Genomic DNA, 13,596 nt, shown 5'->3' with positions numbered 1-13,596 from the left:
GGAAGCGAGGCCGGGGCTGAGAAGGGCGCGACGGTACGGGTAATACGGGGGCTTGCCCGTACCGTCGCGCTGGGCCTGCCGCGCGTCAGACCGCGTGCGAGCAGGCCATATGGCGGCCCTGCTATGGGGGAAGGCAGAGACCGCGACCGCGCCGCCGTAGCTGGGGGTGCACAGGACGGCACGGAGCTTCACCGGGTCATCTCATAAGGCGTCTGCCGGATCAGTGGCAGTCCGCCGATATTGATCAGGAGGAACGCCAGCGGACCCTCCCAACCATGACCACCGTGCTTTCGTCAGCCGGTAGTAGCCTCCAAGCATGAGACGGCATGCGCCGTCGCCAGACGAGCGCCGATCCGGAACCAGACCGCGTTCCCAACCTCGTCGTCATGGTGGAACCCCCAGGCGTCTGCCATCGCGCTCACCATCCACAGGCCCCGGCCACCGGCATCCTCCTCCGACAGATCCCGAACAACGGGGACGCTCGTCGCGGAGCCGTCATCGATCACCTCGCAGTGGGTGACGCCGCCGCCGGTGGCCAGGACCACAGTGACGAGGCCATCCGGGTTACGCCCCGAGTCCGAATGGACGATGGAGTTGGTAACCAGCTCGCTGAGTAACAGCACGGCATCGTCGGCAAGTTCCTCTGCCACTTCTCCGGCCAGGAGACGCCTCGCCCAAGCGCGGGCCTCACCGACGGACGCTGCCTGGCCGGGCAACTGCCGCCACCCCAACAGGCGCAGTTCCCTCCCGATCGCGGTGTGATCACGAAAACGGGCCTCGTGGAGTTCCTGACGCCCAATCACGCGATCACCGCCGACCGGATTCTCTCAGCCGCATTCGCATCGAGTGCCCACACCCATCCATCGCGCCGCCAGAATCGCGACCACGAGGGCCTCCAGGTGAATACCCAGCCATGTGCGCGACGACTCACCCGAATACGAACAGGTCGCCTAGTGCCCTGCGCGATGTCCAGCATTGGAGGCTCGCCGGGGGCCATCATCACGGAGGTGGCGATCCCGATATTCCGCAAGTCCCATGCCAGGCGAACCAGGTGAACGAATTGCTGCTCCCGCTCGTCGCTTTTCATATCGGACCTCTCCAATGCCATCGCGGCTCAAGACGAGAGACGTCAAACCACCCGCTCACCAGGCCACATCGTGATCAGCAGCCCGTCTCCCGAATATGCGGTTGCCACCAGCCCCGCACGCAGGATCGGCGTACGCCTAGAGTGCCCGTACCTAGAGGTAATTCGAAGCCGGATTTGCATACCAGTGAAAACCAGATGATGACAATCAGCGGTCTAGGCTGGTTTGGTTAGCGGTATGACCGCTACATTGTGGGGCGGCTCCACCGCTCTTTGGAGGGATGAAATGACCCACGAGCCGACCCCCGACTCCACGGGTCCACGGGCACGTTTCGGCGCCGAGATGCGGCGTCTACGAGAGGCGGCCCAACTGTCACAAGCTGCAGTGGCGTCACGTCTGGGCTGCACGCAAACCCAGGTGAGCCGCCTGGAGATGGCGAAGCGAACGCCGTCCAAGTCGGATGCGGAGAAGCTGGACCAAATCTTTGGGCTGAGCGATAGGCAATACTTTGTCGGCTTGTACCGTCGGATCGCCTCGCGCCCGGGAGGACCCGGCTGGTTCCTGGGCTGGGTAGAAGAGATCGAGCCTTCAGCAGTGGTGCTTCGATCCTGGGATCCCCTTCTCGTCCCAGGCCTGCTGCAGACGGAGCCCTACGCGCGAGAGCTGTTCCGCCAGGAGCCCCGGATCACCGATGACGAGGTTGAAGCACGCGTTCATGCCCGTATGCAGCGCCGGCAGATCATCGACAGAGATGACCCACCCATGATCTTGGTCCTCTTCGACGCCGGCGTGCTGCGGCGTCATGTAGGCAGCCGCGAGGTGATGCGCGACCAACTCGGCTACCTCCTTGAGATCGCCACCCACCCCGCCATTTCCATTCAGGTCGTCGACCCCCGGTGCCTTCCAGGTCTGGCGGGCGCCTTCATGATCGCAGAGCTACCGAACGGGGAGCCAGAGACAGTCCACGCGGACTCCCCAGCAGAGGGGCATGTCTCATCCGATCCGAACCTCGTGACCTCCATCCGAAACCGGTATGAAGCGATACGGCTGTGGGCCTATCCTGAGCACGAGTCACTCAGAATGATCGAGGAAGTGAAGCAGGAATGGACCTGAGCGCCGCCGTATGGCGGAAGTCGTCGCGCTCTTCCGGGAACGGCGGGCAGTGCGTGGAAGTCGCCGCCAATCTACCTGGTGTGATCGCGGTCCGCGACAGCAAGAACCCCAATGGCCCTAAACTGCTCTTTACTCCCGAAGAATGGGACGCCTTCATCAGCGGCGTCAAAGACGGAGAGTTCGATCAGGGTTAACGAACCCTTTTTCCTACACCAGGTACGACCGCCATGCTATGCCTCTTCAGGGAAGAGCCCTTCAATAGCGAGAGCCAGCCTCTGGACCACTTCCGAAGGAGTCTTGCCAGTTGCATCGGCAAGCGAGTCGACGAGCAGCAACGCCACCGCCAGATGTACGCCGTTCTCCCGGGCATGCAACTGGTTGAGCGTCCGCAGCGTGTCGTTGACGTGCCGTAGCAGCTCCTCCAGTGGTGCCGAAGCCGTGAACGTGAGCTTCACCCCACCCACCTGGTTCGCAAGCGCGATTTCGTTCGTGATCTCAGCGGTCGAACGTTAACCCCGATTGGTGGCGATAGTCAGCGCCCGGATAAAGTCGGCAAACAGGTCTTGTTGACTCTTTTCGGCCACTTCCACTCCATGACGGTTGATGTGCCTAGAAGCGCATCGACGTGCTCGGCGCGCAGCACAGGGGAGCCTGCGACGACGACTTTCGAGATGCTCTGCGCCGCACAGACCCACCGCATAGCAGCGTTTCTTCTCCGGGGCCAGGAGCCACCTCACGCCTGAAATTCTCTGCGGGCCCTCATGAAGTCAACGTTCCTCAGGACGCACAAGTGGTCAAGAAGACCCGGGCAGCCTTTCTCCGGCCAGTGATGACGAGAACTTGACCGAGCCCGATCTACTGGCGTCATCGCCGCAGGTCAGACAGTTCCGGCACACCTTTGGGGAGCCCTCTACAAATTACGCCGGGGCTTCTGAGCGCTCTTTCAGCAGATCAGAGCAGGTTCCGGGCGTTGACGAATCCTTTTGGTGATCATTGCGCTGTCCGGTGTCCGTACTGGTCTTGTCCCGTTCTTGACCAGGGCCGGTGGCAGATCAGCGGTGTCCGAACCGATCGATATTCGGGGGCCGCAATGACATCCACCGACACCATCACCACCGATACCGCCTGCGACGACCTGCAGGTCTCCGGGGGCGAGCGACACCTCTTCGAAACCACACCGCGCGCTGCCGCCACCTCCCGTCTCCCGCTGGACGTCGCGGAGAACGCCTTCCGTCTACTCATGCAGGGCCCGGAGCCGCTGTCGGTCGACGGCACCAGGTTCTGCGCCGGCCTTCTGCGGCGGACGATCCCGCTGGACGAGCTGCGGGCGATCCTTCTGCACCCGTCCTGCGGGCGGAAGACGCGCGATGAAGTCTGGCGGCACCTCATCGCCCAGTCCCGCACCCAGCACGGCGCGTGGACCGTCGCCGCCGTCGCACTCGCTCTGCCGATGCTGCGCCGCCTGGTCAGGACGCTGTCCGAGACCGTCACCGCAGACCGGGAAGACCTGGAAGCCGAAGTGCTCGCCTGCTACCTGGACGCCCTGAACCGGGTGAACCTGGCCTGGACGCACCCGCTGCTGCGGCTGTTCCGTCTCACCCGGTTCGCCGTCCTCCGCGCCTACGCCGTCAAGCCACCCGAGCTGCTGACCGATCCCGACCCGACCCGCGACGAGAGCCTCGTCTACCCCGCCGGCCACCCTGACCTGCTCCTGGCGGAGGCGGTCCGCCAGCGCATCATCACGGCGGAAGCAGCCGAGCTGATCGGGCTGACCCGGCTGGAGAACCTTCCGCTGTCGGTCTACTGCCGCCACCGCGGCCTGCTCTACTGCGCGGTACTCAAGCGCCGCCAGCGGGCCGAGGCCCGCCTGGCCAAGGCGCTCATCGACGGGGAACTGTCCCTGCCCTCGCTCTGATCGATTTCCGGCGGCCATGTCCCAACCGGGGCAGGAAGCCAAGTCTTTCCACAGGTGCAAGGGAAGTACGGGCGCATCTTCCGAGCTCGCCGGGCCGCACTCCGGCCACCGGTCCCTGTCACCCACCGGAATCGGAACTTCCAGCCCATGCGAAGGAGGACGCCCACCAGGCCACGGCAGGCCGGCGGCGTGCGTGCTTCCCGGCACCTACCTCCAGGCATCACCGGCAATGACTCAGGAGGCAGCAGTGACATCCCACCGCACCAGACGCCAGACCGTGCGGGCCGTCGCCGCCGTGGCGACCGGTATGACGCTCGGCCTGCTCATCGAGACGAGCATCGCGTGGGCCATCAGCGACACCGGTACCGCCTCCGACGTCTTGGCCGCGCCGTCGTCGCTGAACGAGGTCATCGACAACCTGCGCAACGTCATCGTCGGCCTGCTCGTCGCCCTCGCCACGTTGTTTCTGACGATCGGCGGTGTCCGTTACATCCTCGCCGGTGGCGACCCGAGTGAGGTCGAGGCGGCCAAGAAGACTCTGCGCTACGCCGGGATCGGGTACGGCATCGCGACCCTGGCGCCGCTGCTGGTCAGCATCCTCAAGGGCGTCGTGGGAGCCTGACCGTGAACCGCCGAAGCTCTCACGGACCGGGCCTTGCCAAATGCGGCGCTCGCATCCGTCGCCTCGTCCCTCTCGCCCTGGTCACCGCCGCGCTTGCGCTGCTCATGGCGAGCCCCGCGTCCGCCGCTCCGGCGACGCCGACTCCGGCACCGACGGCAACCTCGGCGCCGTCGCAGTCTCCTTCACCACAGGTGAGCTGGATCGCTCCCACGACGGCACCTGCCCAGCCCACGGGGAAGGGCGAGTGCGGCTGGATGGATGTCGGCTGCAAGGTGAACAAGGCCGTCAACGGCTGGTTCACCGACCTGGTCCGCGACGCGGTCAACCCGGCCTTCGCGATGGTCGGACGGACTCTGCTCTCTTCCCCGCCGCCGGCGCTGCTTTCCCGAGTGCGCGAGCTGACAGGCCAGGTGAGGGTGGTCTCCAACGCGCTGCTCGTGCTGTTCGTCCTGGCGGGCGGAGTAATCGTCATGGCGTACGGCAGCGTGCAGACCGCGACCACAGCGGTGGATCTCATACCGCGCCTGGTGCTGGCGACGATCCTGAGCAACAGCTCACTGACGATCAGTGAGTATGCCGTCCGGTTCGCCAACGGCCTGGTCGACGGATTGGTCGGGACGGGCGTCGACGCCGATCGGGCCGGGAATCTGCTGGCCGGCAGGGTCGCCGCCGTCGTCAGCGATCCGGTGAATGCCGCGCTGTATCTGGTGCTGCTGGCCGGGGGCAGCGTGCTGCTGGGGCTGATCCTGGCGTTCATCGCGGTCATCCGCGTCACTCTGCTGCTGTTCCTGATCATCTCTGCTCCGCTCGCGCTGCTGTGCCACGCGTTGCCGCAGACCGAGGGGATCGCCCGGCTGTGGTGGCGCGCCTTCACCGGGGTGCTGGCCATACAGGTCCTGCAGGCGCTGGTGCTGCTGCTGGCGTTCAAGGTCCACCTCACCGACTCCCGCGACCTGTTCGCCGCCGGGCGGCCCTCCCCCGCCGGGAGCGCCTTGGATGTACTGATCTTGATTGGCCTGCTGTACGTGCTGATCAAGATCCCGGGGTGGGTCGCGCGGAGCATCTGGCAGCAGGCCAAGCCGCAGTTGCTGATGCGGGCGGTCAAGGGCGTGGTCGTCTACAAGACCCTGGGCGCGCTCGGCGGCGTGTTCCGCGGAGCCCGCTCACGCCCCTCACCCGGTCCCACGGTCACCGCCCACCGGCACGGCACGGGTTCCCGCACCGTATGGCCCCGCCCCACGGCGCGGCGCGCCTCGTCCGCCGCCGGTTCACCTCCTACCGCCTCGGGAGGCAAGCCCATGAACCCGCCTACCCGCCCCAGCCCGTCCGGCTCCGCGTCGGGAAGTTCCCGTTCCGCACAGCAGCTCGCCTTGCCGCTCGGGATCACCCCTGCGTCTTCGCGTAAGGCGCACCAGGGGAAGCAGTTGGCGTTGCCGTTCCCCGTGACCCGCGTCCCGCGCCCACCCGCGCCCTCCCCCGCACCGCCGCCGGTGAAGGGGACGTGGATCAGGCCCAAGCCGCCGTACGTGCAGGACCTGCTGCCCGGCATGCCGACCCGTCCCGCACGGCCCCGGCAGCTCCGGCTACGGCTCGACCCGCCGCCGCGCCGGATGCCGAAACGAGGTGAGAGGTGAACGACTCCGAGCCACTGATCGTCCGCATACCGGCAGACGTCGCTCGCCCCGACAAGATCGCCTATGGGTTCACCGCGCGGCAGTTGGCCATCCTCGCCGTCACCGGTGCTCTCGCCTCTTCCATCTACTACCTCTTCCGGCAGGTGGTGCCGGTCGTGGTCATCGCCGCCGTGGTGCTGCCACTGGTGGCGCTCGGCGCGACGCTCGCGCTCGGCCGCCGTGACGGCCTCACCCTCGACCGATTCACCCTCGCCGCCGTGCTGTTCCTGCGCTCGCCCAAGAAAGTGGTGGCCGCGCCGGATGGCGTCGTGCCGCCGCCGAGGTGGTGCCGGCTGCGTGGGAAGCTTCCCGCTCCGCTGCGCCTGCCCGTTCGTGCGGTCCGCAGCGATGGAGCCTTGGAACTGGCCGATGGCGGGACCGCGGTGCTGGTGGAGACCTCCACCCTGTCCTTCCACCTGCGCACCGCCGATGAGCAGGCGTCGCTGGTCGGGGCGTTCGGACGGTGGCTGAACTCCCTGGACACCACCGTGCAGATCCTCGTCCGCGCCCGCCCGGTCGATCTCGCCGGCCTGGTCGAGGTTCTGGAGCAGCGGGCCGAGCACCTTCCGCATCCGGCGCTGGCCCATGCCGCCGCCGAACACGCCGCGTTCCTGAACCAGCTCAACGCCTCCCGGGATCTTCTGGCCCGGCAGGTGCTCATCGTCATCCGCGACCCGCATCCGCCTCGCGGGCGGCGCTCGACCGTACGGGACGCCTCGGCCGCGGTGGTGTTGCGCTACGCAGTCGAGACCCAACGCGCCCTTGCCGCCCTCGGCGTCGCCGCCGCGGTGCTGAACGCCGACGCGGCCAGCCGGGTGCTGACCGAGTGCCTGGACCCGGGCGGCTGGCATCCGGCCGGGACCGCACTTCCCGACGAGTTGATCAGTGGTCTGGAGGCTTGATGAAACTCCGCCGCACCAAGCCCGCACCGAGCAGCTTTGCCCACCCCGGCGCCCTTCAGGTGGGCGCGCAGACCCTCACGCTGCCGAACGGCGTGCTGGCCTCGTTCGCCGTCACCGGGTACCCGCGCGAGGTCGGCGCGGGCTGGCTGGAACCGCTGCTCACCTACCCGGGCCGCCTGGACGTCAGCCTGCACATCGAGCCGATCCCGCAAGCGGTCGCCGCGATGCGGCTGCGCCGCCAGCTCGCCCGGCTCGAATCCTCCAGCCAGGCCGACGCCCAGCAGGGACGGCTGCAGGACTTCGACACCGAGACCGCCGCCGACGACGCCACCGAGCTGGCCGCCAGCCTCGCCCGAGGACACGGCCGCCTGTTCAAAGTCGGCCTGTACCTCACCGTCCACGCCGCAAGCCAGGAGGACCTGACCGCGGAGGTGGAGCGGGTCCGCGCGCTGGCGGCCTCACTCCTGCTGGACGCCCAGCCCGCCACCTTCCGCGCCCTCCAGGGCTGGGTGACCTGCCTGCCGCTGGCCACCGACGCAATCGGGCTGACGCGCAGCTTCGACACCACCGCGTTGGCGGCGGCGTTCCCGTTCACCTCGCCCGACCTGCCCGTCCCCGCCTCCGGAAGCGCGGTGCTGTACGGGCTGAGTGCCTCCAGCTCCGGCGTCGTCCTATGGGACCGCTTCGCCCAGGACAACCACAACTCCGTCACCCTGGCGCGGTCCGGCGCCGGCAAGAGCTTCTTCACCAAACTCGAGACGCTAAGGCTGCTCTATCAAGGGGTCGAGGTCGCCGTCGTGGACCCCGAGGACGAGTACGCCCGGCTCGCCCAGGCCATCGGCGGCACCTACCTTCGGCTCGGCGCAACCGGGGTCCGGTGGAACCCCCTCGACCTCCCGGCCAGCCACGGCCCCCGTGATGACGTGCTCGCTCGGCGGGCGCTGTTCCTGCAGACCCTCATCGCCACCATGCTCGGCCAGGCGTCACTCGGCCCGCACATCCGCGCCACGCTGGACACAGCCGTCCTCACCACCTACACCGAGGCAGGCATCACCCGCGACCCGGCCACCTGGTCCAGGCCCGCCCCGCTGCTCGGCGACCTCGTCACCACCCTCGGCGGTTATCCACAGGGTGAGGACATCGCTGTGCAGCTCACCCCGTACGTGACCGGCTCCTACCGCGAACTGTTCGACGGGCCGACCACCACCCACCCCTCCGGCCACCTCATCGTCTTCTCCCTGCGCGACCTGCCCGAGGAGATGAAAGCGGTCGGCACCCTCCTGGCACTCGATGCGATCTGGCGGCGCGTGGCCAACCCTCGCGACCGGCGCAAGCGGCTCGTCGTCGTAGACGAGGCGTGGCTGCTGATGCGCGAGGACGCAGGCGCGCGGTTCCTGTTCCGGATGGCCAAGGCCGCCCGTAAGCACTGGGCGGGCCTGGCCGTGGTCACCCAGGACGCCGCCGACCTGCTCGGCTCCGAAGTCGGTCAGGCCATCGTCGCCAATGCCGCCGGTCAGATCCTGCTCCGCCAGGCCCCGCAGGCGATCGGCGCGATCGGGGAGGCGTTCGGCCTGTCGGAGGGCGAGCGGCAGTTCCTGCTCACCGCGGAGCGCGGCGAGGCCCTCCTCGTCGCTGGGCCGGCCAGCCGGATCGCGTTCCAGGTGATTGCCTCTCCCGCCGAGGCGGAGCTGATCACGACCGATCCGGCCGAGCTCGCCGAGCTGGCCCGCCGCGAGTCTCGCGACGGCCCCGCGTCTCCACCGCTCGTATCCGCATTCGTCCGGGATGAGGACGAGGAGGACGGTGATCCGCTGTGACCGAGTGCCTTCTGTGCGATCTCGACGACCGTGATGTGCAGGCTGTTCTGGACTTCTTCCGCGAGTTGCCCGCCCGGCTGCCGGAACTCTTCCTGACCTACGGCTGGAAGGTCGCGCTCGTCATCGCAGTGGCACTGTCAGCGCTCGCGATGATGCGCGCTGCGCTCGTCCGGGTGCGGCACGCGTGGCTGGAGCCCGGTGCCCGCCTGATCGAGATCTCCTCCCCTCCCGAGTGCGATCCGAAGGCCGCGGTCGTGTTGTGGAGTCAGCTCATCGGCCTGCTGCGCCCCGCCTGGAAGCGCGCTCTCTACGGCCAGCCGCATCTGTCATGGGAGTACCTCGCCGATGAGGCCGGGATTCGCGTCAGGATGTGGGTGCCTGGCGTCGTCCCACCGGGCTTGGTGGAGAAGGCCATCCAGGCGGCGTGGCCAGGCGCCACTGTCACCACCCGTCCGTCAGAGCCGTCCTTGTTCTCCGGCTTCCAAGTAGCAGGCGGGCATCTCGTACTGGGCAGGGCCGAGCATTTTCCTCTCAAGATCGACCACGCTAACGACCCAGTTCGTCCCCTGCTCACCGCGATGAGCGGCCTGCGCTCCGGCGAGCAGGCCATCGTCCAGATCCTGGCCCGGCCCGCCACCGGCCGCCGACTGCGCCGAGCCCACCGCGCGGCGGCGGCACTCCGAGGCGCACCCACCAGCAACCCTATCGGTCAGGTCCTGGACGAACTCGCGCCAATGTCCGGCCATGCTCATCCCGGCGAGCTGGCCCGCATGTTTCCCGAGCGAGCCGAGCAGATCCGCGCCATCCTCACAAAATCAGGTCAGCCGCGTTACCAGATCGTGCTTCGCTACGCCGTCACCTCGACCGCATCCGGTGAGGCGACGCGCGAGCGGCTGCGTGGGCAGGCACACACGCTGGCCGGCGTCTTCGCCGTGTTCACCTCCGGCCACCAGTACCTGCGCAGGCGCCGGCTACCGCGACCGGCTTCAGTGCTCGCGTTGCGGCGGATGGACGGCGGCTATCTGCTGTCGGTCAGCGAGCTGGCCGCGCTCGCGCACCTGCCGTGGGACGCCGACGCCCCCGGCATCACCCGCGCCGCGGCCCGTCCCATCGCCCCATCACCGGCCGTGCCGCGTGGCGGGGCCCCCGGTACGGTGCGGATGCTGGGGGACGCCGACTGCGGCCCAACGCGGCCCGTAGCCCTCACCGTGGCCGATGCCCGCCACCACGTCCACGTCCTCGGCGCGACCGGCGTCGGCAAATCCACCCTGCTGGCCAACATGATCCTCTCCGACGCCGAGGCCGGGCGTGGAGCGCTGGTCATCGATCCCAAAGGTGACCTCATCACCGACGTACTCGCCCGGCTCCCCGATTCCGCGGTCGGCCGTACGGTCGTCTTCGATCCGCAAGACCCGGCCCGGCCTCCGGCGATCAACGTGCTCGCCGGGCCCGACCCGGCGTTCGCGGTCGACTCGATCGTCACGATCTTCCACCGCTGTTTCTCCTCCGCATGGGGACCGCGGGTGGATGATCTGCTCCGCTCCACCTGCCTCACCCTCACCAAGGTGCTCGGCCCCCGCGCCACCTTGGCCGACGTCCCCCGGCTGCTGACCGATTCCGCCTACCGGACGCGGGTCACCGCCCGGCTGGACGATGAGCTGCTGCGCGGGTTCTGGGACTCCTACCAGGCGCTCACCCCCGCCGGACAGGCCAGCGTGATCGGGCCGGTCATGAACAAGCTGCGTGCCGTCCTGCTACGGCCCTTCATCCGGCACGCGCTGACCAGTCCAGCCACCACCGTCCCCATCGGGCAGCTCCTGAACGACGGCGGCCTCGTGCTCGCCCGGCTCCCAAAGGGCATCCTCGGCGACGACGCCGCGCGCCTGTTCGGGTCGATCCTGCTCGCCCACACCTGGCAGGCCGCCACCCGCCGCGCCACTCTCGCCGAGACCAACCGCCGCGACGCGGCCCTGTACATCGACGAGTGCCACAACTTCCTGAACCTGCCCGGCCACATCAACGACGTCCTCGCCGAGGCCCGCGGCTACCGCCTCTCGCTGGTGCTCGCCCACCAGCACCTGGACCAACTCCCCGCCGACCTACGCGAAGCCCTGTCCGCCGACGCCCGCAACAAGATCTACTTCGCCGTCTCACCGAAGGACGCCGGCGAGCTCAAAACCCACACCGCTCCGCTCGTCACCCCCTACGACCTCGCCCACCTCGGGGCGTTCCAGGCAGTCGCCCGGGTGGTCGCCGGCGGCCAGCAAACCCCGGCGTTTACCCTGCGCACCCGGCCTCTGCCGCCCGCCGTTCCCGGACGCGAGGCAGCGATCCGGCAAGCCTCCCGCGACCGGTTCACCACACCCGCCAACGCCGCGGGGACGGCAGGAATCGGCAGAGCGACCGAGCAACAGTCCCGACGGAAAGCGCGACGGAGCGGACGTGGCCGGGACCCTCGCGCTGATTGACCACAACCACGAGGAGGAAGATGACACCAGCACACCGCGCTCAGCTCGGGCAATCCCGCCTCGAATCCGCCGCCCTCGCCGAGCTGGCCGCCCGCCTCACCGAACGCGACTACCGGATCCTTACCTGCGTCCACGAGCACCGGGTCCTCACGACCCACCAGATCCAGAAGATCTTCTTCACGCTGCCCCAGCCGACCCGCCGCCGCCTCGGCATCCTGCACCGGCTCGGTGCCCTCACCCGGTTCCGGCCCTGGAAACCGTACGGCGCAGGATCAGCCCCTGCGCACTGGGTGCTAGGACGGGCCGGTGCCGCCGCCCTGGCCGCGAACCGGAACATCACCGTGGCCGAGCTCGGCTACCGCTACGACACCGCGATAGCGATCTGCCTGTCCTCCCGGCTGGCCCATCAGATCGGGGTGAACGACTTCTTCGCCGACCTGCACGCCTACGCCCGCCGCTCCCAAAGCCAGGCGACGGTGCGGAAGTGGTGGCCCGAACGTCGCTGCGTCGAACTGTGGGGAGACCTGGCCCGCCCCGACGCCTACGGCCGCTGGACGGAAAACGGCCGGGAGCTGGACTTCTTCTTCGAACACGACACCGGGACCGAACCGCTGACCAAGGTGGCCGCCAAGCTCAACGACTACGCCAACCTGGCCGAGGCCACCGGCATCACCACACCCGTGCTGATCTGGCTACCCGGGACCGCCCGCGAGGCCCACCTCCGCCAGCGACTCGATCGCGTAGAAGTGCCGGTCGCCACCGCCACGCACACCAGCCTCGGCGACGGCCCTGCCGGACCAATCTGGCTCCCCGCTGGTGCCACCGGAAACAGACTCCGGCTCGCCGAGCTCGCCGTTGCCTGGCCAGAGATGCTCCTCGGCTCGGCTACGGACGGCCCCGAAGGGGAGGAGAGATGAACGCCGCCGCGGCCGGCGCCGCCGTACTCCTGCTCTTCGTCATCGCCTTCACCGCAGCAGCCACCGGCATGTTCACCAGCTCCGGCGGAGACACGACCTGCGTCCTCGCCGCGCCCGCTGATATCCGGTCCGGGGCTGTCGCGGAGCTGGACGAGGAACAGCGCGGAAACGCCACCCTTATCATCCAGACCGCCTTGCAGCTCGGGCTTCCGGCCCGTGCCGCCGTCATCGCCGTCGCCACCGCCCTCCAGGAATCCGGGCTGCGCAACCTCCCGCATGGGCACCTGGACTCCCTCGGGCTGTTCCAACAGCGTCCCTCCCAAGGCTGGGGAACTCCCGAGCAGATCCTCGACCCGGCCTACGCCTCCCGCAGCTTCTACAAGCGGCTCGTCACCGTACGCAGGTGGGAACAGCTTCCGCTCACCAAAGCCGCCCAAGCCGTCCAGCGATCCGCCACCCCCAACGCATACGCGCGATGGGAAGCGCTCGCCCAGCAGGTAGTCGACACGTTCACCGGCTCCTGCGTGCCCGTCATCCCCGGCGAGCAGGTCGCCGCCGTCATCGCCTACGCCTACGCCCAGCTCGGCAAACCGTACCGATGGGGAGCCGAAGGTCCGGCCGCCTTCGACTGCTCCGGCCTCACGATGCGCGCCTTCCAGGCCGCCGGAATCACCATCCCCCGCGTCGCCGCCGACCAATGGCGGCACGGCTCGCGCATCCCAGCCGGGCAGGAGCAGCCAGGAGACCTGGCCTTCTTCCGAATGGAGCAGGATGGCCCCGGCCACGTCGGCATCGTCATCGGGAACGGGCAGATGATTCACGCCCCCAACAGCCGCGAGGTCGTCAAAATCGCACTGTACGAGCGGGCAGACCTCGTCGGCTTCACGCGGCCGATCGCCTCTGAAGCTCGTTAGGGAGACAGGCCGTCTTCCAGGTGCACAGTCCCGGGGTCGCGAGCGGCAAGACTGGCCAGCAGCCTGCTCGCTCGTTCCGGGGACAAGAACCCCGCCGCCTCGGGCGCGGCTACAAGACTCCGCTCACCCAGCTCGCCCGGCGGAAGCCAGATCGCGGAGAATTCCTCGAG

At 68.5% G+C, this 13,596-nt stretch carries 12 protein-coding genes; 10 read left to right on the top strand and 2 right to left on the bottom strand.

The window, feature by feature from the left end:
• Positions 1-293: 293 nt before the first annotated feature.
• The gene (locus tag HHX41_RS22450) at positions 294-803 is read right to left on the bottom strand and encodes an ATP-binding protein (protein ID WP_182907599.1); all 510 of its coding nucleotides are present in this window, start codon (positions 801-803) and stop codon (positions 294-296) included.
• A gap of 567 nt (positions 804-1,370) precedes the next feature.
• Here HHX41_RS22450 and HHX41_RS22445 point away from each other — a divergent pair.
• Both HHX41_RS22445 and HHX41_RS22440 read left to right on the top strand, forming a co-directional pair.
• Entirely contained in the window at positions 1,371-2,198 is an 828-nt protein-coding gene (locus tag HHX41_RS22445; RefSeq protein ID WP_182907598.1) for a helix-turn-helix transcriptional regulator, read from the top strand.
• Positions 2,189-2,392, top strand: coding sequence for a DUF397 domain-containing protein (locus HHX41_RS22440; RefSeq protein WP_182907597.1), 204 nt, complete (start codon positions 2,189-2,191; stop codon positions 2,390-2,392). Before HHX41_RS22445 ends, HHX41_RS22440 begins: the two co-directional genes overlap by 10 nt.
• 36 nt (positions 2,393-2,428) lie before the next feature.
• Here the strand turns inward: HHX41_RS22440 and HHX41_RS22435 are convergent, their stop codons facing one another.
• Positions 2,429-2,653, bottom strand: a complete 225-nt coding sequence (locus tag HHX41_RS22435) for a hypothetical protein (RefSeq protein WP_182907596.1) — start codon at positions 2,651-2,653, stop codon at positions 2,429-2,431.
• 635 nt (positions 2,654-3,288) lie between these two features.
• Here HHX41_RS22435 and HHX41_RS22430 point away from each other — a divergent pair.
• From HHX41_RS22430 to HHX41_RS22395, 8 genes are all read left to right on the top strand, one after another.
• Positions 3,289-4,113 carry a hypothetical protein gene (locus tag HHX41_RS22430; RefSeq protein WP_182907595.1) on the top strand — a complete coding sequence of 275 codons (825 nt, stop codon included), beginning with the start codon at positions 3,289-3,291 and terminating at the stop codon, positions 4,111-4,113.
• Positions 4,114-4,360: 247 nt separating this feature from the next.
• A complete protein-coding gene (locus tag HHX41_RS22425) occupies positions 4,361-4,735 on the top strand; it encodes a pilin (RefSeq protein ID WP_310742123.1) in 375 nt (124 codons plus the stop codon).
• 191 nt (positions 4,736-4,926) lie between these two features.
• The gene (locus tag HHX41_RS22420) at positions 4,927-6,369 is read left to right on the top strand and encodes a hypothetical protein (RefSeq protein ID WP_182907594.1); all 1,443 of its coding nucleotides are present in this window, start codon (positions 4,927-4,929) and stop codon (positions 6,367-6,369) included.
• Positions 6,366-7,310, top strand: a complete 945-nt coding sequence (locus HHX41_RS22415) for a PrgI family protein (protein WP_182907593.1) — start codon at positions 6,366-6,368, stop codon at positions 7,308-7,310. The genes HHX41_RS22420 and HHX41_RS22415 overlap by 4 nt, the downstream gene beginning before the upstream one ends.
• Complete coding sequence (locus HHX41_RS22410) at positions 7,310-9,127, top strand: VirB4 family type IV secretion system protein (protein WP_182907592.1); 1,818 nt, start codon at positions 7,310-7,312, stop codon at positions 9,125-9,127. Before HHX41_RS22415 ends, HHX41_RS22410 begins: the two co-directional genes overlap by 1 nt.
• Positions 9,124-11,595, top strand: a complete 2,472-nt coding sequence (locus tag HHX41_RS41915; protein WP_182907591.1) for a helicase HerA domain-containing protein — start codon at positions 9,124-9,126, stop codon at positions 11,593-11,595. The genes HHX41_RS22410 and HHX41_RS41915 overlap by 4 nt, the downstream gene beginning before the upstream one ends.
• Positions 11,596-11,615: 20 nt before the next feature.
• Positions 11,616-12,512: a replication-relaxation family protein gene (locus tag HHX41_RS22400; RefSeq protein ID WP_182907590.1), complete on the top strand. Its 897-nt coding sequence runs from the start codon at positions 11,616-11,618 to the stop codon at positions 12,510-12,512.
• Complete coding sequence (locus HHX41_RS22395; protein ID WP_111699068.1) at positions 12,509-13,426, top strand: NlpC/P60 family protein; 918 nt, start codon at positions 12,509-12,511, stop codon at positions 13,424-13,426. Before HHX41_RS22400 ends, HHX41_RS22395 begins: the two co-directional genes overlap by 4 nt.
• Positions 13,427-13,596: the final 170 nt, after the last annotated feature.

It is taken from the genome of Microbispora sp. H13382 (assembly GCF_014161445.1).
GTDB lineage: Bacteria > Actinomycetota > Actinomycetes > Streptosporangiales > Streptosporangiaceae > Microbispora.
This window is presented reverse-complemented; position numbering and strand designations above follow the sequence as displayed.